The organism is Burkholderia sp. 22PA0099, from assembly GCF_047497165.1.
Lineage (GTDB): Bacteria > Pseudomonadota > Gammaproteobacteria > Burkholderiales > Burkholderiaceae > Burkholderia.
The window spans coordinates 4,072,354-4,095,764 of record NZ_CP163165.1 but is presented as its reverse complement, the minus strand read 5'-3'; the positions used below and the strand labels follow the sequence as shown (position 1 = coordinate 4,095,764).

General features: G+C 67.0%; 19 protein-coding genes. 11 read left to right on the top strand and 8 right to left on the bottom strand.

The genetic code is table 11. The features are described from left to right. Positions 1–2: 2 nt before the first annotated feature. From tagF to AB4851_RS33575, 3 genes are all read right to left on the bottom strand, one after another. Positions 3–995: a type VI secretion system-associated protein TagF gene (tagF, locus tag AB4851_RS33585; protein WP_414443774.1), complete on the bottom strand. Its 993-nt coding sequence runs from the start codon at positions 993–995 to the stop codon at positions 3–5. Further along, on the bottom strand, positions 992–4,864 hold the full coding sequence (gene tssM / locus AB4851_RS33580) for a type VI secretion system membrane subunit TssM (protein ID WP_414450457.1): 3,873 nt from the start codon (positions 4,862–4,864) through the stop codon (positions 992–994). Before tssM ends, tagF begins: the two co-directional genes overlap by 4 nt. Positions 4,865–5,131: 267 nt before the next feature. Next, positions 5,132–5,983: a M15 family metallopeptidase gene (locus AB4851_RS33575; RefSeq protein WP_414443776.1), complete on the bottom strand. Its 852-nt coding sequence runs from the start codon at positions 5,981–5,983 to the stop codon at positions 5,132–5,134. 123 nt (positions 5,984–6,106) lie between these two features. On the opposite strand from AB4851_RS33575, the gene AB4851_RS33570 reads away from it, so the two are divergent. Then, entirely contained in the window at positions 6,107–7,174 is a 1,068-nt protein-coding gene (locus AB4851_RS33570) for a phage tail protein (RefSeq protein WP_414450456.1), read from the top strand. 469 nt (positions 7,175–7,643) lie between these two features. Next, positions 7,644–8,675: a transporter gene (locus AB4851_RS33565; RefSeq protein WP_414443778.1), complete on the top strand. Its 1,032-nt coding sequence runs from the start codon at positions 7,644–7,646 to the stop codon at positions 8,673–8,675. 66 nt (positions 8,676–8,741) lie between these two features. Here AB4851_RS33565 and AB4851_RS33560 read toward each other — a convergent pair whose 3' ends face one another. After that, positions 8,742–8,894 carry a DUF1427 family protein gene (locus AB4851_RS33560; RefSeq protein ID WP_414450455.1) on the bottom strand — a complete coding sequence of 51 codons (153 nt, stop codon included), beginning with the start codon at positions 8,892–8,894 and terminating at the stop codon, positions 8,742–8,744. Between the two features lie 32 nt (positions 8,895–8,926). Continuing rightward, positions 8,927–9,904 (bottom strand): quinone oxidoreductase family protein, encoded by a 978-nt coding sequence (locus AB4851_RS33555; RefSeq protein WP_414450454.1) that lies wholly within the window; start codon positions 9,902–9,904, stop codon positions 8,927–8,929. 161 nt (positions 9,905–10,065) lie between these two features. On the opposite strand from AB4851_RS33555, the gene AB4851_RS33550 reads away from it, so the two are divergent. The 4 genes from AB4851_RS33550 (at position 10,066) to AB4851_RS33535 (ending at position 14,048) form a co-directional block, all read left to right on the top strand. Continuing rightward, positions 10,066–10,995, top strand: coding sequence for a LysR family transcriptional regulator (locus AB4851_RS33550; protein ID WP_414450453.1), 930 nt, complete (start codon positions 10,066–10,068; stop codon positions 10,993–10,995). Between the two features lie 364 nt (positions 10,996–11,359). After that, positions 11,360–11,851, top strand: a complete 492-nt coding sequence (locus AB4851_RS33545; RefSeq protein ID WP_414450452.1) for an LEA type 2 family protein — start codon at positions 11,360–11,362, stop codon at positions 11,849–11,851. Between the two features lie 129 nt (positions 11,852–11,980). After that, positions 11,981–13,108, top strand: a complete 1,128-nt coding sequence (locus AB4851_RS33540; protein WP_414450451.1) for a methyltransferase — start codon at positions 11,981–11,983, stop codon at positions 13,106–13,108. A 94-nt stretch (positions 13,109–13,202) separates the two neighbouring features. Then, positions 13,203–14,048: a class I SAM-dependent methyltransferase gene (locus AB4851_RS33535; RefSeq protein ID WP_414450450.1), complete on the top strand. Its 846-nt coding sequence runs from the start codon at positions 13,203–13,205 to the stop codon at positions 14,046–14,048. A gap of 140 nt (positions 14,049–14,188) precedes the next feature. Here AB4851_RS33535 and AB4851_RS33530 read toward each other — a convergent pair whose 3' ends face one another. After that, complete coding sequence (locus AB4851_RS33530; protein ID WP_414450449.1) at positions 14,189–14,764, bottom strand: DUF1415 domain-containing protein; 576 nt, start codon at positions 14,762–14,764, stop codon at positions 14,189–14,191. Positions 14,765–14,927: 163 nt separating this feature from the next. Between AB4851_RS33530 and AB4851_RS33525 the strand changes: the two genes are divergently transcribed. Beyond that, positions 14,928–16,196: an IS256 family transposase gene (locus AB4851_RS33525; protein ID WP_414452004.1), complete on the top strand. Its 1,269-nt coding sequence runs from the start codon at positions 14,928–14,930 to the stop codon at positions 16,194–16,196. A gap of 277 nt (positions 16,197–16,473) precedes the next feature. Here AB4851_RS33525 and AB4851_RS33520 read toward each other — a convergent pair whose 3' ends face one another. Beyond that, a complete protein-coding gene (locus tag AB4851_RS33520; RefSeq protein WP_414450448.1) occupies positions 16,474–17,091 on the bottom strand; it encodes a TetR/AcrR family transcriptional regulator in 618 nt (205 codons plus the stop codon). A 167-nt stretch (positions 17,092–17,258) separates the two neighbouring features. On the opposite strand from AB4851_RS33520, the gene AB4851_RS33515 reads away from it, so the two are divergent. From AB4851_RS33515 to AB4851_RS33505, 3 genes are all read left to right on the top strand, one after another. Further along, on the top strand, positions 17,259–18,542 hold the full coding sequence (locus AB4851_RS33515) for an MFS transporter (protein ID WP_414443786.1): 1,284 nt from the start codon (positions 17,259–17,261) through the stop codon (positions 18,540–18,542). A gap of 173 nt (positions 18,543–18,715) precedes the next feature. Further along, on the top strand, positions 18,716–19,318 hold the full coding sequence (locus AB4851_RS33510) for a nitroreductase family protein (RefSeq protein WP_414450447.1): 603 nt from the start codon (positions 18,716–18,718) through the stop codon (positions 19,316–19,318). Between the two features lie 243 nt (positions 19,319–19,561). Beyond that, positions 19,562–20,821, top strand: a complete 1,260-nt coding sequence (locus tag AB4851_RS33505) for an Hsp70 family protein (RefSeq protein WP_414450446.1) — start codon at positions 19,562–19,564, stop codon at positions 20,819–20,821. 256 nt (positions 20,822–21,077) lie between these two features. Here AB4851_RS33505 and AB4851_RS33500 read toward each other — a convergent pair whose 3' ends face one another. Further along, positions 21,078–21,281 (bottom strand): cold-shock protein, encoded by a 204-nt coding sequence (locus tag AB4851_RS33500; protein ID WP_206128639.1) that lies wholly within the window; start codon positions 21,279–21,281, stop codon positions 21,078–21,080. 433 nt (positions 21,282–21,714) lie between these two features. Here AB4851_RS33500 and AB4851_RS33495 point away from each other — a divergent pair, with 433 nt between their 5' ends. After that, positions 21,715–23,313, top strand: coding sequence for an APC family permease (locus tag AB4851_RS33495; RefSeq protein ID WP_414450445.1), 1,599 nt, complete (start codon positions 21,715–21,717; stop codon positions 23,311–23,313). Positions 23,314–23,411: the final 98 nt, after the last annotated feature.

Genomic DNA, 23,411 nt, shown 5'->3' with positions numbered 1-23,411 from the left:
CGTCAGGCCCCTCCGACGAACGCTTCGCGGAACGTGTCGATGGCCACGCGCAGCGACAGTTGCGGTTGTTCGAGGTAGCTGACGAGCTTGCTGATCGAGGGGTCTTGTTGCGCATGGGCGTCGATCCATTCGGGATCGTCGATGTCGATGTTGTGTTGCGAGTACGTTTGCGGGTCGACCACGCTGTGCAGCGTGCGCGCCGACGCGCCGTTGAAGCCGATGATCAGGCGTTCGCGCTCGGCGATCGTGCCGATGAAGATCGCCAGTTCGAAATCGGCCTGCGAGACGAACGGTGCCAGCAGCTCCATCCAGAATCCGGCCACCAGCGTGCGGTAGAACGGGTCCACCGGCAGCGGCAGCGTCAGGCCGCGCTCGATGTGCGACGAGCCGCTCTGCATGACCGGGCGCAGCAGCGAGCCGAGCGCCAGCATCGCGCCGCGCAGCTTCACCGGGTGGCCGCTGGCGAGCAGCATCTGTTCGAGGCCGAACAGCGACTGGTGCTCGACGAAATCGTTGAACGTGCCGTCGTGCGCGGTGCCGGGGCCGCCCGTGTCGATTGGCACGGTGGCGTCGCCGAGCGCCTGCAGCGCGCCGGGCGGCTCGTCCTTGCCGAGCACGGGCTTCATCAGCGCGGCGGCGCGCTGCCAGAGCCGCGCGAACGCGAGCGGGCTGCGCGCGATGAACGTCAGCGGCCGGTCCACCTCCAGCGCGGTGGCCGCGAGGAACGGGAAGCGGCGGTTCGAGGCGTCGTGGCTGGCGACCATGTGGCCGGCGATCGCGAGCTTGCTGCGCGAGCCGATGAACGCGAAGTGCATCGGCCGCGCGTTCTCGTACACGAGCTTCCAGCGCGGGTCGTCCGCCAGCAGTTCCATCGCCTGCGCGATCCAGCGGTCGAGCGTTTGCAGCAGTTGCGGGTTGTGCGCGCTTTTGACGAAATCGCCGCGCGACGGAATCTTGCCGAAGTAGGCGATCTGCGCCTGGACCGTTTGCGTCATTGCGCCCCCTGTGCATTCGATGCGTTGACGGCCGCGCCCGCGGCGGCCGGTGCGACGCCGGACGTGCCGGCCGGTGCCAGCGCCGTCGCGTTGACGGCGCCGCTGGCGCTCGTGTTGGCGATCGACGAAGGCAGGTGCAGGCCGCGCAGGCTCTGCTGCTGCGGGGCGTCGTTGCTGCCGCCGCCGCTGCCGCCGGTCGGCTGCGAGGTGCTGATGATGCGCATCGTCACCGCCACGTTCACGCCGCCTTGCGCCCAGGTCAGGTCGAAGGTGCCGTCCGGGCGGCGCGTGCGCTGCGCCGAGTTGATCAGCTTCTCGAGGCCGTAGCGGCCCGGTTCGTTGACCAGCGTGATGGTGCGGCCGTCGAAGGTGGTCGCGTTCAGCGTCGCCCCCGGCGAGCCGGCCGGGTTCGGCCACACGAAGTTGGTCCACTGCGGCGGCGTGTTGCGGTAGCGCAGTTGCTGGCCGTCGATCGCGAGCGTCCATTCGGTGGTGCCGCTGCTCGGCTGCGGCAGGACCTGGAACACGGTCTGCGGTTCGGAGGCCGCCGCGCCGCCGCCGGCCGCGCCGCCCGCGAGCGGGGCCACCCAGCTCGCGAAGCCGCTGGTGAAGTCCGGCGTCAGCGAGAGGCCCATGTCGCCCCAGGTGCGGGCCGTCAGCGTGTCGCCACGGCGCACCGCGAGCGGCCCGAGCGTGGTGCCGACGAACTTCGAGATCGAGCCGTCCGGGCCGAACACCTGCGCGATCTCGCTCGCGCCGGCCTCGATCTTCGCGCCGGCCGCGAACGGATACTTGTTCGCGAGCGAGGCCTGGAACGTCTGGTAGACCTGCGCGTTCCACACCTTGTTGACCTCGACCGTGGCCGGCTGGATCACCACCTGGAACGCCTGCAGCAGCGGGCGCACCAGCAGCGGACGCAGCGACTTGCGTTGCGAATCGGTCAGGCCGGTGAGCATCTGCTCGTCCACGTACTTCAGCGAATCGGCCAGTTCCGAGCCGTTGCCGTCGAGCGTCTGCTGCATCAGCTGGCGCGCGCCGGGGCCGGGGTCGCCCTGGTTCTTGATCACGTTGAAGCGGGTGCGGACCTTCGACAGCGTGTCCATGTAGCCCTTCAGCATCGACTGGCCGCCGTCGTGCGGCTGGACGATCCGGCCGAGGCCGACGAACTCCTGGCCGATCGGCCCCATCGGCGCTTCCACCGGGTTGCCGTTGATGTCGATGTTGGCCGTGAGCTGGCCGCCCGGCTTGCGCGCGAACCACTGCTTGACCCAGTTCACGACGCCCGTCTGCGCCTTCTTGATGGTGACGTTGGCGAGCGACGGGTTATCCCACGAGGTCTGCTCGTAGGCGGTGTCGAGCACCTTGCGGATCGGCGAATCCTGCGGGTCGCCGAGCTTGTTCATCGCATCGACGGCCTGCCCGAAGCTGCCGAAATTCTGCACGGCGATGCCCTGCATGAACTTCTGCCAGTGCTGCGCGTATTCCGTCTTGTACATGCCCACCAGCACCTTCTGGATCTGCTCGGGGCTGCCTTCCAGCGTCAGGTCGTCCTGCGAGGCGACGTTGAGCACCCAGTCCTTGGCCTGCAGTTCCTTGGTGGCCGCGTCGCGGATCGCCGGCTGCACGTAGTCGAACCACGCATCGCGCGTGAACGTGCCGGGGATCGCGTAACTGCCGGCGACGAGGGCGGTGTTGTCCTCGCCAACGATGCGCGCGACGGTCATCGGCGCGTAGCGCGTCGAGGCACGCGCCTTGATTTCCTCGTACACGCGCTGGCGGGCCGGCATGCCGCGCACCACGTGGCGCAGGTTCTCGCGGGTCTGGTCGACCAGCGCGAGGTTCGCGTCGATCATCGGCCAGTCGTTGTCCTGCACGCGCGACAGATAGAACGTGATCATGCGCTCGGCGCTGCGGATCATCTCGTCGCGCGGCATGGTTCCACGATTGGTTTCCAGCCAGCCGCGCCAGAAGCGGGCGATCTGGTCGGTCAGGTGGGCCTGCTCGACGTGCCGCTTGTCCGACAGCATCAGGTAGGTTTTGAGCGCGTTGTAGGCGTCCTCGACGTTGGTCGGCGACGCGTCGTTGTACAGGCCGCCCTGCGATTGCGGCTGCATCGGCGATTTGTCCGACACCGGCACCGCGCCCGATTCCGGCGCGCGCGTCATCGGCGCGAGCTGGTCGGGGTGCGCGTCCACGTCCTTCAGGAACGCGGCCAGGTTGTCGGCCACCGGCGTCAGCATGATCTGGCGCACGCCGTTGTAGTACTCGGTCAGCAGGCGTTCTTCGAGGCGGTCGCCCTGGTACAGGCCGAGCGACACCGAGATCGGCTTGTCGTGGCGGAACTGCTCGAGCTGCTCGATGCGATCTTCCAGGATGTCCATCGCCTGCAGGCGCGATTGCAGATCGTTGCGGTTCTGTTCGAGCTTGGCGATGTTGTCGAGATCGGCCTGCACGTTCGACACCAGCTGCTGGTTGCCGATGGTCGACCAGGTCCAGCCGCCGAGCGCCAGCGCGAGCACGGCGACGAAGCCGAAGAACGTCGCGTAGCGCATCCGCGTCTTGGCGGGGCTGGCGAACTGGCGCACCGTCTTGCGGTCCTCGAAGATCACCTTTGAGAACAGGTCGCGCAGGAAGAAGCCGTTCTTCGAGAACGCGCTGGGCGGCTTGGGCAGCGTGTCGCCGTCGAGCGCGAAGCGCGTGGCGATGCGTTGCGCGGCGGCGCTGTTGGTTTCGCCTTCCTGCAGCGCGCTGGTGAAGTAGAAGCCGCGGAAGATCGGCTTGTACTGGAACGGGTTGTTCTCGAACAGCGTGGCCAGGAACGCGCGCAGCGTCGGCTTGATCGACGCGAATTCGAGCGGGAAGCTCAACTGGCCCGGCGACAGCATGTCGCCGCGGTTGATCGACAGCTGCGCGACGCTGATTTCCTTGAGGCCGTCGTACAGCTCCTCGAAGCGCTCGTCGAACAGGGCCACCACGTCGCGCTTCTCGTCCGGCTCGTAGGGCAGCGTCGCGCCCCACACGCGGTCGTATTCCTGGCGGTCGCTGCTGCTGAAGAATTCGGTGAAGCCGGTGATCAGGTCGGCCTTGGTGAACATCACGTACACCGGCGCGAACACTTCGAGCTTCTCGGTCAGTTCCTGCACGCGCTGGCGCAGGTTCTTCGCCAGGTTGATGGCGAATTCGGGGCGGCTGCCGGTCAGCTCGGCGATGCTGGCGGTGACGATGATGCCGTTGATCGGCGCCTTCGGGCGGTGCTTCTTGAGCAGGCCCAGGAAGCCGAGCCATTCGCTGCGATCTTCCTCGTGCACCGAATAGCGGCCGGCGGTGTCGAGCAGGATGCCTTCGGTCGTGAAGAACCAGTCGCAGTTGCGCGTGCCGCCGATGCCGTGGATCACGGCGCTGTTCTTGTCCGCGAACGGGAATTGCAGCCCCGAGTTGATCACCGCGCTGCTCTTGCCGGCCGCCGGGTTGCCGATCACGATGTACCACGGCAGTTCGTAGAGCGCCTGACCGCCCGACACCTGGCCGATCTTCGAGGTCTTGATGGTCTTGACGGTATCCACCAGCCGCGCGCGCAGCGTGTCGATCTCGGCGGCCTTGGCCGGTTCGACCGAGGCGGTCGCGGCCTTGTCGACCCCGGCCTGCTCCTCGAGCATGTCGCCGAGCTTGCGATTCGCGCGGCGCACGCGCAGGCGCTTGATCAGCTGGACGATCAGCCACAGCGCCAGGATCACGCCGAGGATCGCGAGCGGATAGCCGAAGCCGATCTGCAGGGCGTCCGCCGCGATGAACAGGATGGCGGCGAGCGCGACGAACCCGAAAATCGAAAGCGTGCGCGGGTGAGTCAACACGTTGAGGATGCGTTGCATAGGACGGTCAGGTTCCGGTGCGAATCAATGGGGTGAGGCGATGGCGAGCGTGCGCCGACAGCGTGAGCGCCGAACGTGACGTCACGCTGAATATTCTTCGCAAGGGCAGAGGAAGGGGCGAGGGGAACGGCCGGGGCGTGCCCGTTCCGATGCGTCGCGGCGAGCGGCGGCGCGCATGGTGCGGCGCCCCCCGTGATGCGGATGGCCGGTTTGCAGCCCGGCCTTGTCGTTCATCTGCCCCATACCGCCCTCAGGTGTTCCGCGCCCTCATTGGGGCGGCGGATGTCCCAGTTTGAAACCGGGTTTATGGTATTCGACGTGGCCGAGGTCCATCATTTTCCACCGGCCACCCCAGGTCAAGCCAACCTGCTCGGCGACTTGTCCGTATAACTGATAACCGCGCATCGCCCACGGATCCTTTTCGGAGATCACCAGCTTGCCGTCGCGCAGGAATGCGTTGTCGGCGGCCAGCCCGAACTGGTGATAACTCTGATACGCGGCCGCATTGGTCACGTTGGAGCCGATCGCCGCGAGCCGGTTCTGCCGTTCCGGGCTTCGATAACCTTCGAGCAGCGCCATTTCATACCCGTATTGCTCGTGCATGATCTTGTAGACCAGCAGCAAGCGCGTGCGGAAATCCGGATCGAGCAAATTCCAATCGCGACTCGCATCCTTCAACGCAGGCCGGATCTGCTCCACTTCGCGCGTGGCGAATACTTCGGGAGGCAGCGGCGGCGGCGGGACGAGCTGTTCGCCTTGCAAAAGCGCGGCGATCTTTTCGTCGGGAACGCGAATGGTGTCATCGTATTGGAATAATTGCCGACCTCGTAACGCAATCGCGATCAACGGAGGCGTCGCAAGAATACCCGTCGCGCAGATAATCAGCAAGCGGCGCCGAATCAGTAATTTTTGCAGTTGATTTAATGAACTCTGCGAAATTTTTGCCGATTTAACGATGTGACCGCGAGTTCGTGTCGCGCGATCGAAAACCCGACGGCTTAATCGGCCGTGAAATTGCGTGACCGTGGAAAAAACGTGGGATCTCACGCCCGGTAATAACAGCATGGCGGCAATCAGCACGGCGATGGCGAAATACACGATCAGTACGACGGCAATCACAGAAAACCCCGGTTTTTACAATCGATTGTCTTTTAGAAGGCTTGCTCTTAGAATCAGGCCTGCTTCGAATCGGCCGGACGATATTATTGCGGCGAATTAACCCAGGATTCAACGAGACATTGAATGAGTGCGCCGGAAGATTCAAATCGCAAAGCCCCACCGAGTCTGCTATCCGAACCGGGCAAGTCGGGCGGGCAGAACGATTCACGTATTCTCGCCAATCTCGAAGGGCGGGTTTCTCAGCAATCGGCCGGTGAAAATGCGTCGGGCGGCCGTTCGCGCAAGGGGCTGTTTGCGTTGATCGCGCTGGCGCTGGTCGCGGTGGCGGGCTGGGGCGCATGGCGGGTGCAGTCGCAATCGGCCGGTGCGCCGGCCACCGTCACGGCGAGCGCGGCGTCGTCGGCTTCGGCCGCTGCAGCAGCCAAGGTCGCGGCCGCTTCGGGCGGCGCGGCCAGCGGCGTGCAGCTCGCGCAGGCGGCGTCGGGTTCGGCTTCGGCCAATGCCTCCGCTTCCGATGCCGCGCCGCAAACCGCCACCATCGTCAACGACGATTCCGCATCGAGCGCGCAGGCCGCCACCGTGGCGGGCGCTTCGGGTGCGTCGGGCGACCGGCTCTCGCAGGCGCTGGCCAACGGCGCGTCGAACGCCAATTCGAATTCCAGCACGACGCTCGCCGCCGGCGCGGCCGCCACGGTAGCCGCGACAGCCGTGGCCGGCAAGGTCGCCGGCAGCAAGGACAAGCACGGTCACGACGAGGCCAAGGCCGGTGTGAAGTCCGAGCCGAAGTCCGAATCGAAGGCCGAGGCGCGGCTCGCCGCCGCCGAGGCGAAGCGGCAGGCCGCGCACGACCGGCAGGAGCTGGCCGCGAAGAAGCGCCACGATCGCCAGCTCGAAGCGGCCGCGAAGCGCGGCAAGAACGACGACCCCGATGTGGACCTGCTGGCCGCGCTCGTCTCGCGCACCAAGCCGGCCGATCCGGGGCCGCCCGCGCCGCCCAGGCACAAGGGCAAGGACGGCGGCGTGACCAAGGTCGCCTCGGCCGACACCGGCGGCTCGCTCGCGGCGCGCGTCAAGGAATGCGGCCAGCGCGGTTTCTTCGAGGATCAACTGTGCCGTTGGCGGGTGTGCGACGGCCACTGGGGCAAGGACGCCGCCTGCCCGAGTTCGGCGAACACCAGCCACCAGCCCTGATCGCGGGGCGGCGCGCAGCCTGCGCTGCGGGGGGCGTGCCTGCTACTTTCGGCGGTCCGTCCTGGCCGTCGCCTCCTCGCTTCATCGCCTCGCGGCTGTCCGGTGCGTGTCCGCCATTTCAGGCGGATCTTCCAGGCCGTCGCCTCCTCGCTTCATCGCCTCGCCGCCGCCCGGCGCATGTCCGCCATTTCCGACGGATCTTCCTGTCCGCTGCGTCCTTGCTTCGCCCCCTCGCCGCCGCTCGACGCGCGTCCGATCGATTCGCGGTTCCTCCCGTCTTTCGCTATGCTTCGTGGCCGGCGCGCTTCGCCGGGTGCGACGCGCTTTCAAGATGCTTTCGCACGCCGAATCCTGTCGTGCCGATGCGACGCGTTCATGGCGATTCCATGACGCGCCATCACGCTGACATGCGCATCGGCGACACATGGGTGCGATGCAAGCTGAAGACGGAATCCCCGCAGGACAGTCGATGAAACCAGAGATGATCATTCCCACCTACGGCGCCGATACGAGCGGCATGGTGTGCGCGTTCCGGTTCACGCCGGATTCGGCCGGCGTACCGGTCGATGCCGGCGCGGGCGGTGTCGAGCTGCGGGAGATGCCGGCCCCCGGCGCCGCGAACGGCGATTTCCAGTGGCTGCATTTCAATCTCGCGCACGGCGCGAGCGAGCGCTGGATGCGGGCCAATCTCGACCTGCCCGAAACCTATTACGAGTTCCTGCGGGAAGGGTCGCACTCCACGCGCATCGAGCAGCAGGACGGCGTGCTGCGCGCGGTGGTCAACGACGTGATGTTCAGCCTCGACATGGAGGCGGTGGAAGTGGCGACGCTGTGGGTCTACATCGACCGCCGCATGATGGTGACGGCGCGGCTCAAGCCGCTGCGCTCGGTCGATACGCTGCGCGAAAGCGTGCGGCAGGGCGAGCGCTTTCGCTCCCCGACCGAACTGCTGATCCACCTGCTGCGCGATCAGGCCGACGTGATGCAGCACATCGTGCGGCGCGCGAGCGTCGACATCGACCGCATCGAGGATCGGTTCCTCTCGCAGCGCCCGACCGCGAACCGCGATCAGCTCGGCTCGATGCGACGGCGGCTGACGCGCCTGCAACGGATGCTGGCGCCGGAGCCGGGTTCGATCTTCCGGCTGCTGGCCAAGCCGCCCGCCTGGCTGCTCGGCGAGGACGTGCAGGAGCTGCGCGAATCGACCGAAGAGTCGTCGCTGGTGCTGGCCGACCTGGCCGGCCTCATCGAGCGGATCAAGCTGTTGCAGGAAGAGATCACCTCGCGGCTCGACGAACAGAACAACCGCACGCTGTTTACGCTGACGATCGTTACCGTGATCGCGTTGCCGATCAACATCGTGGCAGGCTTTTTCGGCATGAACGTGGGCGGCGTGCCGCTCGCCGAGAACAAGCACGGCTTCTGGCTGATGGTGCTGTTCGTCGCGATGTTCACGGCGCTCACCGCGTGGTGGGCGTTCCGGCGGCGTGGTGATCGCTGAACCGGTGCGAATGGCCGATGCAAACTTCCGACGCTGGCGGTCATGTAAACCGCTGGCGCAAACCCCTCACCGCAACCAGCGAATCGCCGTCTCGCCGATCACCATGCCGAGCAGCCCGATCAGGGCGATCAGCGGCGGGGCCGGCGAGCGCACGTTCAACACGCCGTACAGCACGCCAACCCCCAGTCCCACGCCCAACGACACCGCGTAGTCGATCATCTTGCGTCTCCCCTTGACTGCCGCCGCGCCGCTCACGGACGGATCAGCACGCGTTCGCGCGCGCCGGCCAGCACCGCGCGATAGGCGTCGTGCGCGCCGTCGAGCGGGTAGACGTGATCCGCCGTGATCGGGAACGGCCGCAGCGTGCCGGTTTCGAAATCGGGCGCCAGTTCGTCGAGGATGCGCGCGCAGGCCACCCCGTCGAGCGCCAGCGAATCGACGCCGACGAACGTGTGCTGGCCGCGATAGAACGCGAAGATGTCGAACGGCACGCTGCGCTCCAGCGTCGAGATGAAGATCTGGCGCGCGCCGATCGCCATCGAGGCGTTGGCGGCTGCGAAGTAGGGGCTGCCGACCGTGTTGTAGACGATGTCCGCGCCGTGGCCGCCGGTCATCTCGCGCACCGTCGCGGCGATGTCCTGGCTCGAGGCGTCGAGCACCGTCACCGCGCCGCAGGCATGGCCGCGATACGCGCCCGCCGTGCGTTCCACGCCGATCACGCGCGCGCCGCGCGCACTGGCCAATTGGATCGTCGCTTGCCCGACCTTGCCGTTCGCGCCGAACACCAGCACCACCTCGCCCGCCTGCGGCATGCCCGCGCGGCGCAGGCCCTCGTAGGCGGTGATGAACGGCACGCCCACGCCGGCCGCCTCGTCGAGCGACATCGCGGCCGGCTTGCGGCGCACCTGGGCCGCCTCGACCCGCAGTTGCTGCGCATGCGAGCCGTCGCGGCGGATGCCGAGTTCGCCGCCCGAGCCCCAGACCTGCGCGCCGACCCAGTCGGCCGGGCCGAGCCGCACCACGCCCGCCCAGTCGCGGCCCGGCGTGCGCGGCCAGATGGCGTGCGGCATGTTGCCGAGCGCGGCCTTGACGTCGCTCGGGTTGACGCCGGCGGCGTGGATGTCGATCAGCATCTGGCCGTCGGTGACGACGGGCGAGGGTGCGTCCTGGATCGGGGCGACCAGCGATTCGATGTCGCGGGCGGCGGTGTCGAGCACGATGCGTTGCATGGCGGAACTCCTGGGTGGTCAGTGAATGGATGCCAGTCTAGGCACGCCGCGTTGACGCGGAAATATGCAAAGGCGCATCATCGCTTTGCCTAAAACGCAAAGGCACGCAAAGGCATGCGAAGGCCACGCCAGGCCTCGAACCGTTTCCGGACGATCTCTTCATGGAATCCATTCTTTCCCCGCATCTGGCCGTGTTCGTCGACGTGATCGAGTTGCAGAGCTTTTCGGCGGCGGCGCGGCGGCACGACGTGGCCACCTCGTCGGTCGCGCGGCGCATCGATCAACTGGAGGCGCAGCTCGGCGTGCGCGTGCTGCACCGGAGCACCCACGCGATGCGGCCGACCGAGGCCGGCCAGTTGCTGTACGAGCGCGCCAAGGCGCTGCTGGCCGGCATGCGCGGCCTGCAGGCCGAATTGCACCGACAGCGCGACGAGCCGGGCGGCCTGGTGCGGATCGACTGCCCGGCGCCGTTCGGGCGGCTGCATTTGATGCCAGCCGTGTCGGCGTTCATGCGGCGTCATCCGGCGGTCGTGGTGGAACTCGTGCTGACCGACAGCATGGTCGACCTGCCCGGTGACCGGCTCGGCTCGGACGTCGATCTGGCGTTGCGGATCGGGCCGGTGGCGGCCTCCCGCTTCGTTGCCACCACGCTCGCGCCGCAGGTGCGCGTGCTGTGCGCGAGTCCGGCCTACCTGGCCGCGCGCGGCGCGCCGGCTTCGCTCGACGAACTGGCGCGTCACGATTGCCTCGCCTGGCACGGCTCGCCGCCGCCCGGCGCGTGGCGGTTCGGCGCGCGGCGCGTGGCGCCCGACGCGCCGCGATTTCGCAGCAACCATTCCGAGGCCTTGCTGGCGGCCGCGATCGAGGGCATCGGCATCGCGCATTTGCCGACCTGGCTGGCTGGCGCCGCGCTGCGCAACGGCTTGCTGGTCGCGCTGGAAATCGACGGCGCGGCGCCCGTGACGGAAGACGCGACGATCCATCTGCTGCGCCAGCAATCGGGCGGCAGCGCAAGCACGCTCGCGCTGGTCGAATTCCTGCGCGTCTGGTTCGCCGAGCCGGCCTGGCGGCATGCGGCGTCGAACGGGTGAGGCCGGGGCGAACGGCCGATGGCCCGTCACTCCACGACGGCGTGCGGGCGCGGCGGCAAATAGGCGAGGTCGGGTTGAACGGCCGGTGCCCCGGAATTGCGAGCCGGCGCGTTCGTGCGGCTGCAATTGGGTGAGTCCTGACCGCACGGCCGGCGATCCGGAATTCCAAGCCGGCGCGTGGGTGCGGTTGCAAATGGATGAGTTCTGACCGAACGGCCGGTGCCCCGGAATGCCGAGCTGGCGCGTGGATGCGGCGGCAAATGAGCGAGGTCCGGTCGAACCCCCGGCAACCCGGAACTCCAGGGCGGTGCGCGGGTCCAGTGCGGGTACGGTTCGAACGGTTCACAAGGACGGAGGACGGACGATGCGGCGTCGCGATGCGGTGCGTTGGCTTGGAATGACTGGCGTCGGGGTGGGCGCGCTGCTGCTCGGCGGTTGCGCGACGCTGGGCGGCGATCCGCTGCGGGTCGGTGTGGTGGGCCTCGATCCGCTGCCGGGGCAGGGGCTGGAGATGCGCTTCGCGCTGCGGCTGCGCGTGCAGAACCCGAACGGCACGCCGGTGGATTACGACGGCATCGCGCTCGATCTCGACCTCAACGATCGTGCGTTCGCAAGCGGCGTCAGCGACGCGCGCGGCACCGTGCCGCGCTTCGGCGAGGTCGTGGTCAGCGTGCCGATCACGGTGACGGCGTTCGCCGCGGCCCGCCAGGCGTTCGCGTTCGCCGACGCGGCCTCGGCCGGGCGGATTCCGTATCGGTTGCGCGGCAAGCTGTCGTCGGGCGTGTTCGGCGGCATGCGCTTTACCGACGCCGGCTCGCTGAAATGGCCGGTCGCGCCGGCTTACGGCGGTTACTGAAGTAGCGGGCGGCGGCGCGTCGTCTTGCTGCGCTGCATCGTGTCGCTTGGGCCAACGGCTCGCGGCGAGCGATAATCCGGCGTGCGCGCCGCGCACCTTCGTTTTACCCGATTGCTTTTGCCGACTGCCGTGACCGACTATCCGACCCTTCATTTCATCGACGCGAACGGCGCCGAGCGCACGCTGCGCTGGCGCTCCGAGGCCGGCTCGCCGCCGCCCAAGCGCGTCGCCATCGCCGACGACACGACCACGGCCGACGCCGCGTACCGGCTCGCCTGCGAAGGGACGGCGCTGCTCTGGCAGGGCGATTTCCAGAACGCGCGGCAGTTGCTGCAGGCGATGGCGCGCCGCATCGACCGCCGGCCGAAGAAGGCGGCCGATTCCTCGGTGGACGCGTTCAACCTGCACCGGCTCGGCCAGTCGCAGCGTGCGCGCACGCTCGGCATGCTGCTGATCCCGCTCGACGCCGATTACACCATCCCGCTGCGCCGCGCGCCCGATTTGCACGAGGCCTGCGTCGAAGCGTATGGCACGGGCGGCGAGCCGTCGGTGGCGTCGTTGCGCGAATTGCTCGGCCTGATCGGCGCGCACGAGTGGCGCAAGAAGGGCGTGGAGATTCCGGCGCTCGGCGAGCGCATCCATCCGCATTACGGCGTGTTCTCGCCGGTGCGCGGCGAATATGTCGAACTGATCGCACGCGCGGCGCTGCCGTCCACCACGCTGGCCTTCGATATCGGCACCGGCACTGGCGTGCTCGCCGCGCTGCTGGCGCAGCGCGGCGTGGCCCGCGTGGTGGCCACCGATCTCGATCCGCGCGCGCTGGCTTGCGCGGCCGAGAACCTCGACCGGCTCGGCCTGGCCGCGCGCGTCGAGCTGGTCGAGGCCGACCTGTTCCCCGAGGGCCGCGCGCCGCTGGTGGTCTGCAACCCGCCGTGGGTGCCGGCGCGGCCCAGCTCGCCGATCGAATATGCCGTCTACGATCCGGACAGCCGCATGCTGAAGGGTTTTCTGGCCGGGCTGGCCGATCACCTCGAAGCGGGCGGCGAGGGCTGGCTGGTGCTGTCCGATTTCGCCGAGCATCTGGGCCTGCGCACGCGCGAGGCGCTGCTCGGCTGGATCGACGCGGCGGGCCTGACCGTGCTGGGCCGCGAGGACATCAAGCCGGTCCATCCGAAAGCCGCCGACGCCGACGATCCGCTGCACCGCGCCCGCTCGGCCGAAATCACCTCGCTCTGGCGGCTCGGCGCACGCGCCTGAGGCCGGTCGCGCGAATTTCGGTAAACTGCGCCCATTCCATCCGTATTCCGCCGGGTTCGTGCCGCTTTCGCGGCGCGGGCCGGCCGCCTGCACCATGTCGAACAAGACCTACGAAATCCGTCCCGAGCAATCGGTCGAGCTGCTCAAGGAGCTCCATATCCTGACGCGCGACGGCAAGATGAACCAGGACAGCCGTCGCAAGCTCAAGCAGGTCTATCACCTGTACCACTTCATCGAGCCGTTGCTGGAGAACGTCGCCGCCGACAAGGGCGGCGTGAGCCTGGTCGATCACGGCGCGGGGAAGTCCTATCTGGGCTTCATCCTGTACGACCTGTTCTTCAAGTCGCGTCCGGCCGACGGCTCGCATATCTACGGTATCGAGACGCGCGAGGAATTGGTCGAGCGCTCGACCGCGCTGGCGACGCGGCTCGGTTTCGGCGGGATGTCGTTCGAGAACCTGTCGGTGGCCGATTCGATCACGTCGCCGAAGCTGCCCGAGTCGATCGACGTGGTGACCGCGCTGCATGCCTGCGACACCGCCACCGACGACGCGATTCGCTTCGCGCTGGCCAAGCAGGCGCGCCATATCGTGCTGGTGCCGTGCTGCCAGGCCGAGGTGGCCGGCGTGCTGCGCAAGAACAAGGGCAAATCGCTCGCCAACGCGCTGACGGAAGTCTGGCGCCATCCGCTGCATACGCGCGAATTCGGCAGCCAGATCACCAACGTGCTGCGCTGCCTGCAACTCGAGGCGCATGGTTATCAGGTCAGCGTGACGGAACTGGTTGGCTGGGAGCACTCGATGAAGAACGAGCTGATCGTCGCGCAGTACAAGAACCTGCCGCGCCGCAAGGCCGGCGAGCGCCTGGGCGAGATCCTCGCGATGTTCGGGCTGGCCGAGCTCGATGCGCGCTTTTTCGCGCCCGAGGCGGCCGACGCCTGAACGCTGGGCGTTTGAAAGCCGAAAGCCCTAAAGCCGAAAGCCGAAAGCCGAAAGCCCGAACCCCGCGCGCGCGCCGCGCCTGCCCGCCGCGTCGCTTCTCCTCCCTTCGCTGCTTCTCTCCCCGCTTCCCGCGCCGGCGCTCAGTCGCCGGCCTTCCCCGGGTCGCCATCGCTGCCGGCCATCCACGTCTGCCAGCCTGCGTGACCGAGCCGCCGCAAGGTCGCCTGATTCCGTTCGTAGATGTCGGCCGCGTCCGGGAACGCCTCCACGGCGCGGTCGAGGCTTGCCTCGCGCAGCAGATGCAGGATCGGATACGGCGCGCGGTTCGTGAAGTTCTCGATGTCGTCCGGCTCGCTGCCGTCGAACCGGTAATGCGGATGGAAGCTCGCGATCTGCAGCACGCCGTCGAGCCGCAATTGCTGGAGCAGGCGGTCGGCGAAATGGATCGCGTCGTTGAATTCGTCGAAATCGGCCAGCGCGGCCGGGTAGATCACGAGCGTGGTGTCCACCTCGTCCGGGTCCGCTTCGGCCAACTCGCGCAGCGCCGGTTCGAGATCGGCGAGCGCGTCCTCGAACGAGGTGGCCTCGCTGGTCGTGTAGCGGATCTGATCCTTGACGTGGACGGCCTTGGCGAACGGGCACAGGTTCAGGCCGATCACGGCGCGCGTGAGCCAGTGGCGCGTGGTGTCGAGGACGGTTTGGCGGGGATCGGTCATGACGTGATGGCGGAGCGGGCGGAGCAGCCGGCATTGTAGCGGGTGGGATGCGGCGGTTTCGCGGGGCGCGCGGCCGGCTGCGGCATCGTGGCCGATGCGCGGCCGAGGGACCTATCCGCGATTTCGTGGGCGGGGCATATCATGAGGAGTCGATTTCATGGATATGCCGATGAAAAAGAAGCGGACGGCGGCGTCTCAGGCAGCGGCCCGTGGGCCGCTGCCTGAACTGCCTGATGAGTTGATGGACCAACTGGTCAAAGGGCCGATGTCGCCTGGCGAAGTTCAGGACCTGATGCTGGCGTTCAATAAGGCCATCATCGAACGGGCGATGGGTGCCGAGATGAATCTGCATCTGGGCTACCCGTCAGGCCAGCTCAAGCCGCTCGGTCAGGCCAACGAGCGCAACGGCGCCAGTGGCAAGACCGTCATCACCGACCGCGGCCCGGTTCGTGTCGAGATTCCACGCGACCGGGACGGCAGCTTCGAGCCGATCCTTATTCCCAAGCACGAGCGCCGTTTTACCGGCTTCGACGAGCGCATCATCGCAATGTACGCGCGTGGCATGAGTGTGCGCGAGATCAAGGCGTTTCTGGCCGAAAGCTACGGAACCGAGGTCTCCCCCGATTTCATCAGCTCGGTGACCGACGAAGTCATGGCCGAAGCCTTCGCCTGGCAAAGTCGTCCGCTGGAGACGATGTATCCGGTGGTGTTCTTCGATGCGCTGCGGATCAAGATTCGCGACGACGGCATGGTCAGCAACAAGGCCGTCTACTTGGCGTTGGGCGTCCAGGCTGACGGCCAGCGCGACGTGCTGGGCTTGTGGATCGAGCAGACTGAAGGCGCCAAGTTCTGGCTCAAGGTATTCAACGAACTCAAGACGCGCGGCTGTCAGGACATCCTGATCGCCGTGGTGGACGGTCTGAAGGGCCTGCCCGAGGCGATCGCTGCGGTTTATCCCCGCACCACCGTGCAGACCTGCATCGTGCATCTGATCCGCAATAGCCTGGAATTTGCGAGCTATGCGGACCGCAAAAAGCTCGCCCAGGCGTTGAGGCCGATCTACGCTGCCGCCAGCGCGGAGGCCGCAGAGCAAGCGTTACGGGACTTTGCCGAAGGGCCGTGGGGCGCCAAATACCCGATGATCGTCCAATGCTGGCAGCGGGCCTGGGAGCACGTCACACCGTTCTTTGTGTTTCCGCCGGACATTCGACGGGTGGTTTATACGACCAACGCCATTGAGAGCTTGAACATGCAACTGCGCAAGATCATCAAGACGCGAGGCCATTTCCCGAACAACGAGGCGGCCGTCAAACTACTCTGGCTCGCACTGCGCAACGTCCTGGCGAAATCGGTACGGAACACTTTCGATTGGAAATCTGCGATGAACCAGTTTGCTATTCTGTTCGGTGAACGATTTACGCAGGCCCGTTGAGCACGAGGGTTTTTAACCGCCTCGCCCACAAAAATGCGGACAGGTCCCGGCCGAGCGCTCGATGCTCGATCCGATCGCGGCCGATGCGCGTCTCGATCCGGGTTCGAAACGCGGCCGGTGGTTTCCCGGCGGAATCCGCCGCGCCCCGATCATGCATTCCCGCCGGCCGCCACCCGTCGCCCGCCTCGAGTCGCCCGCCTCAAACGCAGGCCTCAAACGCAGGCCTCAAACACAAGCCTCAAACGCAGGCCTCAAACGCAAGCCTCAAACACAAGCCTCAAACACAAGCCGCGTCGATCAGCGCGCGCACCAGCCGCGGCGCGCTGCCGACCGGGCTGTCGTCGGCGCGATAGCTCTGGCTCGCCGTGTAGATGCCCTCGATCACGAGCGCGATGCTGTCGGCCAGCAGCAGCGGGTCGCGCGCGCCGGCGCCGGTGGCCAGCGCGATCAGGCGGCGCTTCAGTTCCGATTTGTTGTGGGCCACCGACACGCGCGCCGGATGCGCGGCGTCGGGAAACTCCACCGCCACGTTGACGAACGGGCAGCCGCGGTAATCGGGTGCCGCGCTGCGCCGCGTGAGATCGTCGACGAACTTCAGCAGTTGCGCCGTCGGATCGCCGGGCAATTGCTCGGCCAGTTGGTCGAAGCGGTCGAAGTAGTTGCAGTTCTTGCGCTCGATATAGGCGAGCACCAGTTCGTCCTTCGACGAAAACTGCCGGTACAGGCTCATCTTGTTGACGCCGGCCCGCTCGACCACCGCATCGATGCCGACCGCCCGCACGCCTTCCCGATAGAACAGGTGTTCGGCCGCGTCGATCAGTTGCGTGTGCGCGCTCGCGCCCGAGGTGGGCGAGCGGCGCGACGCGGCGGCGGATTTGGTGGAGGATGCGCTCATCGGCAATGACCTTGGCAGAAGCGGGTGAATTTTGAACGGCGCTTGACATGTTACTGGTCGGTAACTACGATCGCAAGCTCTTGTGACCGGCCGGTAACGCGTCGGTTTCACATCAACGCATCGGAATGCCGGCGATCGCCGCGTGGCCGCAACGGGAGTGGTTCGGGATGAAGTGGATAGCAGCGAGCGCCCGCGGGCGCTTCCATTACGGCTGGGTGGCGGCGGCCGTGGTGTTCCTGGTCCTGCTTGCGTCGGCCGGCACGCGGGCCACGCCGAGCGTGCTGATGGTGCCGCTCGAACACGAGCTCGGCTGGAGCCGTGCGACGATTTCGCTGGCGATCTCGATCAACATCGCGCTGTACGGCCTGACCGGCCCGTTCGCGGCGGCCGCGATGCAGCGCTTCGGGCTGCGCCCGACCATTCTCACCGCGCTGGTGGTGATGGCGGCCGGCGTGGCGCTGTCGTCGATGATGACGGCCACCTGGCAGATGATGCTGATCTGGGGCGTGATGGTGGGCAGCGCCACCGGCGTGGCCGCGCTCACACTGTCGGCCACGTTCGTGAACCGCTGGTTCGTGGCGCGCCGCGGCCTGGTGATGGGCATGCTGACGGCCAGTTCGGCCACCGGCCAGATGGTGTTCCTGCCGATGCTGGCCGCGATCGCGCAGGCGCACGGCTGGCGCCCGGTGGTGCTGGTGGTGGCGCTGGCGCTGGCGATCGTGGTGCCGCTCGTGATCCTGCTGGTGCCCGAGCGGCCCGCCGACGTGCAACTGCGCCCCTACGGCGAACCGGACGACGCACCGCCCGCGCCGGCCGCCTCCAGGCAGAACCCGCTCGCCACCGCGTTCAGCACGCTGTTCAGCGCCGCCCGGCGTCGCGATTTCTGGCTGCTGTTCTTCAGCTTCTTCATCTGCGGCGCGAGCACCAACGGCTATATCGGCTCGCACCTGATCGCGATGTGCAGCGACTACGGCATGAGCGAGGTGCAGGGCGCGTCGCTGCTGGCCGCGATGGGCATCTTCGATCTGTTCGGCACGACCATGTCGGGCTGGCTGTCGGATCGTTACGACAGCCGCGTGCTGCTGTTCTGGTACTACGGGCTGCGCGGGCTGTCGTTGATCTACCTGCCGCACGCGTTCGGCATCGATTTCTTCGGGCTGCCGCTGTTCGCCGTGTTCTACGGCCTCGACTGGATCGCCACCGTGCCGCCCACCGTGCGGCTCGCCACCGACATCTGGGGCAAGGACAAGGCGCCGATCGTGTTCGGCTGGATCGTGGCCGGCCACCAGCTCGGCGCGGCGTTCGCCACGCTCGGCGCGGGCCTGCTGCGCGCGAGCCTCGGCACCTACACGCTCGCGTCGATGATCTCGGGCGGCCTGTGCATCGTCGGCGCGCTGATCGTGCTGCGCATCAAGCGCGGCAAGGTGAGCCACTTGCCGCAGGCGGCCTGAGCGAGCGCCGGGCAGCCGTGCGCGCGCCCGGCCGGGCGGCGCGTGCGGCGCCAGCGCGCGATTTCTCGCGCGGCGATTTGCAATCCCGAAGCCCGACGTACGCGCGACGCAACGAACGGTTATCCTTGCGGTTCTTCGGGGCCTGTGCCCCTTTTTCGACTACGAGGAATCGCATGTCCGTCAAACCTGCACCCACCGCTGTGTCGATCCACGATCTGCTCGCCGGGCGCTGGAGCCCGCGCGCCTATTCGAACGAACCGATCAGCGGCGAGCACCTGTACGCGTTGCTGGAAGCCGCGCGCTGGGCGCCGTCGGCCTACAACGCGCAGCCCTGGCGTTTCGTGGTGTTCGACCGCACGCGCGACGAGGCTGCGTTCAAGAAGGCGTTCGCCACGCTGGTGCCGTTCAACCAGGCCTGGAACGCCCCGGCGCCGGTGCTGATCGCCGTGACGGCGCACACGCTGACCTCGAAGGGCGAGCCGAGCACGACGGCGCTCTACGACACGGGCGCCGCCGCGATGGCGCTGGTGCTGCAGGCGCATGCGCTCGGCCTGGCCGCGCACCAGATGAGCGGCTTCGACCCGAAGGCGTTCCGCGCGGCGTTCGAGGTGCCGGCCGACGTCGAGATCGTCGCGCTGATCTCGATCGGTCATTACGGCGACGCCGACAAGCTCGACCCGGTGCTGCGCGACCGCGAGCGCGCGCCGCGCACGCGCAATGCGATCGGCGAGGTGGTGTATCGCGACGGCTGGAAAGTGCCCTACACGGGTGCCTGAGCCCGAGCGGTCGAAGGCCGCACCCGCTTGCGGCGCCCGCTTTTGCGGGCCGCGCCGCGAGGGGTATTCCCGCCGCGCGCGCCGTGCCGTCATCCCGAACGGCGGCGCGCGTTTTTCATGGCGGCAAAGGCTGACCGACCCGTCCCCGATTTCCTGCCCGCGCGCCCGTTGTAGCAGCCCGCGCTCTGTGATAAAAACCCCCCCTTTCCGCTTCATGCCCGCCCCGGCGGCGCCTCTGCCTCCATGACCTATTGCGCGATCGATTTCGGCACCTCCAATTCGGCCGTTGCGTTGCCCGACCCGGCGAACGCGGGGGCGATGCGGCTTGCGCCCGTCGAAGGCGAGTACCGGACGCTGCCGACCTCCATTTTCTTCAACAACGACGAAGGCACGCGCGAGTTCGGCCGGGCCGCGCTGGCGTCCTATATCGACGGTTTCGACGGCCGCCTGATGCGCTCGATGAAGAGCATCCTCGGCTCGCCGCTCGCGGAAACCACCACCGATCTGGGCGACGGCAGCGGCATCGTCTATACCGAGGTGATTGCGATCTTCCTGCAGCACCTGAAGCTGAAGGCGCAGGCGTGTGCGGGCCGCGCGATCGACCGCGCGGTGCTGGGCCGGCCGGTGTTCTTCGTCGACGAGGACCCACGCGCCGACCGTCTGGCCGAGCAGCAGCTGGCGGCGGCGGCGCGCTCGGTCGGCCTCAAGGACGTGCATTTCCAGTACGAGCCGATCGCCGCGGCGTTCGACTACGAGTCGCGCCAGCCGGCCGAATCGCTGGTGCTGGTGGCCGACATCGGCGGCGGTACGTCGGATTTCTCGCTGGTGCGCGTCGGCCCGCAGCGCATGATGCGGCTCGAACGCAAGGATGACGTGCTCGGCCACCACGGCGTGCATGTGGCCGGCACCGATTACGACCGCCGCGTCGAACTGGCGTCGATCATGCCGGCCTTCGGCTACCGCTCGCTCGATCCGGAAGGGCGCGAGCTGCCGAACCGGATCTATTTCGACCTGGCCACCTGGCATCTGATCAACACGGTCTACACGCCGAAGCGGTTGGCCGAGCTGAAGCTGATGAAGCATCTGTACGTGGAGATCCGCCAGTTCGAGCGGCTGGTGCGGGTGGTCGAGCAGCGTTTCGGCCATGCGCTGATGGCGCGCGCCGAAGAGGCGAAGATCGGCGTGTCGGCGGGCGGGGAGACCATGATCGACCTGCACGATGTCGAGGAGCACCTGCAGCTCGCGTTCGACTCGGCCAGCCTGGTCGCGGCGAGCGTGGACGACACGGCGCGCATCGTCGAGGCGGCGCGCGAAACCGTCCGCCTGGCGGGCATCGCGCCGCGTGACGTGGGTGCGCTGTATTTCACGGGTGGTTCGACCGGCCTGGCGTTCCTGTCCAGCGCCTTGGCGGCAGCGTTCCCCGATGCCGAGCCGGTGTTCGGCGACCGTCTCGCCAGCGTGGCGACGGGCCTCGGGATTCACGCGCGCCGGCTGTTCGGCTGATCCGCCGGCCGGGCCGACAGAGGCCCGGGCGGGAGCGCGAATTGCGACTGACGGGCGCTGCGGCGCCCGTTCGCATGCCATGACCACCGACACGATTCGATGTCATCGGCCATCGCGCCGCACGACTGGCGGCCGTTCCGACGCGAAGCGATGTTCGCCGATCGGAAGCCGCCGTTCCCGAAGCGAATTCGGGCCGTATAAAACGAAAACCCCGCCGAGGCGGGGTTTTTTATTCAGGCGAAGATATCGCGCGAACTTAGACCGGCTTGATGTTCGCAGCTTGCAGACCCTTCGGGCCCGTCTTCACTTCGAATTCAACCTTCTGGTTTTCTTGCAGCGTCTTGAAACCGTCGACACGGATTTCCGAGAAGTGCGCGAACAGATCGTCGCCGCCGCCTTCCGGCGTGATGAAACCAAAACCCTTTGCGTCGTTGAACCACTTGACGGTGCCGGTTGCCATAACTTGTTCCTAAAAATGTGAGACAGGGCGAAACGCCCGGGAGGTGCATGAAAATCAAGGAAGGGGGTAATGGGGCCGACCGGAGTACCGTTGATGGGCGAACTACGAAAGAACCTGTTCACTCGCCGCTTGAAATCCTGCTTGGGCTTTATACGTCGATTCGCAGCCCAGGTCAACTGTATATCCCGTTTTCCTGGGGAAACCCTGAGAAATACCACGAATCACGCTTACAAAGCTTGCGGAGACGTTCATTTTTTTGTAGGGGCTGATCGATTTTGCCGCCATGAGGGAGGTGCAACCGTATTACACTACGCGCCGCACGGGCGGGTTGTCCCGGGCAGGGCAACCGCCTACCAAATATGCCGGCGCGGCGCCTGCCGAACGATCTTCGGCAGGGTCATGACAAGGCTTTTTGAGAGACATAGGAGAAGTTGTGAATAGTTCTATTCAACGGAACATCGGCCCGATCGCGCTCATGCTGACGGGTCTGGGGTCGATCATCGGCTCCGGCTGGCTGTTCGGGGCCTGGAAAGCCTCGAAGATCGCCGGTCCCGCCGCGATTTGCGCCTGGGTCATCGGCGCGGTCGTGATTCTGGCGATTGCACTTGCGTATGCCGAACTCGGCGCGATGTTCCCCGAGTCGGGCGGCATGGTGCGTTACGCGCGCTACTCGCACGGCTCGCTGGTCGGCTTCATCAGCGCCTGGGCGAACTGGATCGCGATCGTCTCGGTGATCCCGATCGAGGCCGAGGCATCGATCCAGTACATGAGCACGTGGCCATACCAATGGGCGCACAGCCTGTTCGTCGACGGGTCGCTCACCACACCAGGCTTGTTGCTGTCCGCGGTGCTGGTGGTCGTGTACTTCATGCTGAACTTCTGGGGCGTGAAGCTGTTCGCGCGCGCCAACTCGGCGATCACCGTGTTCAAGTTCCTGATCCCGGGCCTGACGATTCTCGGCCTGATGCTGACGAGCTTCCACTCCGAGAACCTCGGCATGGCCACCAGCGGTGCGTTCGCGCCCTACGGCTGGTCGGCGGTGCTGACGGCCGTGTCGACCAGCGGCATCGTGTTCGCGTTCAACGGCTTCCAGAGCCCGGTGAACCTGGCCGGTGAGGCCCGGAACCCGGCGCGCAGCGTGCCGTTCGCGGTGATCACGTCGATCCTGCTCGCGTTGGTGATCTACGTGCTGCTGCAGATCGCCTATATCGGCTCGGTCGATCCGACCGAAGTCGCGAAGGGCTGGAAACAGTTCAACTTCGCCTCGCCGTTCGCGGAACTGGCGATCGCGCTGAACCTGAACTGGCTGGCCGTGTTGCTGTACGTCGACGCGTTCATCAGCCCGAGCGGCACCGGCACGACCTACATGGCCACCACCACGCGGATGATCTACGCGATGGAGCGCAACAACACGATGCCGAAGATGTTCGGCAACGTGCACCCGCTGTACGGCGTGCCGCGCAACGCGATGTGGTTCAACCTGCTCGTGTCGTTCGTGTTCCTGTTCTTCTTCCGCGGCTGGAGCTCGCTGGCGGCGGTGATCTCGGTCGCGACCGTGATCTCGTACCTGACGGGCCCGATCAGCCTGATGTCGCTGCGCCGCGCCGCAACCGATCTCGATCGTCCGCTGAAGATCCCCGGCATGAGCCTGATCGCGCCGTTCGCGTTCGTGTGCGCCTCGTTGATCCTTTACTGGGCGAAGTGGCCGCTGACGGGCGAGATCATCCTGCTGATGGTCGTCGCGCTGCCGGTGTACTTCTACTTCCAGGCCAAGTCGGGCTGGGGCGGCTGGGGCGCCGATCTGAAGGCGGCCTGGTGGCTGGTGGCCTACCTGCCGACGATGGCCGTGCTGTCGCTGATCGGCAGCAAGGAATTCGGCGGTTCGGGCGTCCTGCCTTACGGCTGGGACATGCTGATCGTCGCGGCGATCTCGCTGGCGTTCTACTTCTGGGGCGTCAACACGGGCTACCGCACGCAATACCTCGACGAGCGCGCATCGCACGACGAGATCCTCGACAACGTCGGCGCGTAAGCGTCACCGTTCTCGCGGCACCAAGAAAAACCCCGCCCGGTGCGAACCGGGCGGGGTTTTTTCATGGCGTGGCGTGCGGGCCTCGCCCGCCTCGCTTC

Excerpts from the sequence above, each read along its gene's own strand:
- AB4851_RS33510 (WP_414450447.1), top strand. The coding sequence starts at position 18,716 with ATGTCCGTCAAACCTGCACCCACCGCTGTGTCGATCCACGATCTGCTC.
- AB4851_RS33550 (WP_414450453.1), top strand. The coding sequence starts at position 10,066 with ATGGAATCCATTCTTTCCCCGCATCTGGCCGTGTTCGTCGACGTGATC.
- AB4851_RS33500 (WP_206128639.1), bottom strand. The coding sequence starts at position 21,281 with ATGGCAACCGGCACCGTCAAGTGGTTCAACGACGCAAAGGGTTTTGGT.
- tssM (WP_414450457.1), bottom strand. The coding sequence starts at position 4,864 with ATGCAACGCATCCTCAACGTGTTGACTCACCCGCGCACGCTTTCGATT.
- AB4851_RS33535 (WP_414450450.1), top strand. The coding sequence starts at position 13,203 with ATGTCGAACAAGACCTACGAAATCCGTCCCGAGCAATCGGTCGAGCTG.
- AB4851_RS33570 (WP_414450456.1), top strand. The coding sequence starts at position 6,107 with ATGAGTGCGCCGGAAGATTCAAATCGCAAAGCCCCACCGAGTCTGCTA.
- AB4851_RS33555 (WP_414450454.1), bottom strand. The coding sequence starts at position 9,904 with ATGCAACGCATCGTGCTCGACACCGCCGCCCGCGACATCGAATCGCTG.
- AB4851_RS33545 (WP_414450452.1), top strand. The coding sequence starts at position 11,360 with ATGCGGCGTCGCGATGCGGTGCGTTGGCTTGGAATGACTGGCGTCGGG.
- AB4851_RS33520 (WP_414450448.1), bottom strand. The coding sequence starts at position 17,091 with ATGAGCGCATCCTCCACCAAATCCGCCGCCGCGTCGCGCCGCTCGCCC.
- AB4851_RS33565 (WP_414443778.1), top strand. The coding sequence starts at position 7,644 with ATGAAACCAGAGATGATCATTCCCACCTACGGCGCCGATACGAGCGGC.
- AB4851_RS33560 (WP_414450455.1), bottom strand. The coding sequence starts at position 8,894 with ATGATCGACTACGCGGTGTCGTTGGGCGTGGGACTGGGGGTTGGCGTG.
- AB4851_RS33530 (WP_414450449.1), bottom strand. The coding sequence starts at position 14,764 with ATGACCGATCCCCGCCAAACCGTCCTCGACACCACGCGCCACTGGCTC.
- AB4851_RS33525 (WP_414452004.1), top strand. The coding sequence starts at position 14,928 with ATGCCGATGAAAAAGAAGCGGACGGCGGCGTCTCAGGCAGCGGCCCGT.
- tagF (WP_414443774.1), bottom strand. The coding sequence starts at position 995 with ATGACGCAAACGGTCCAGGCGCAGATCGCCTACTTCGGCAAGATTCCG.
- AB4851_RS33515 (WP_414443786.1), top strand. The coding sequence starts at position 17,259 with ATGAAGTGGATAGCAGCGAGCGCCCGCGGGCGCTTCCATTACGGCTGG.
- AB4851_RS33505 (WP_414450446.1), top strand. The coding sequence starts at position 19,562 with ATGACCTATTGCGCGATCGATTTCGGCACCTCCAATTCGGCCGTTGCG.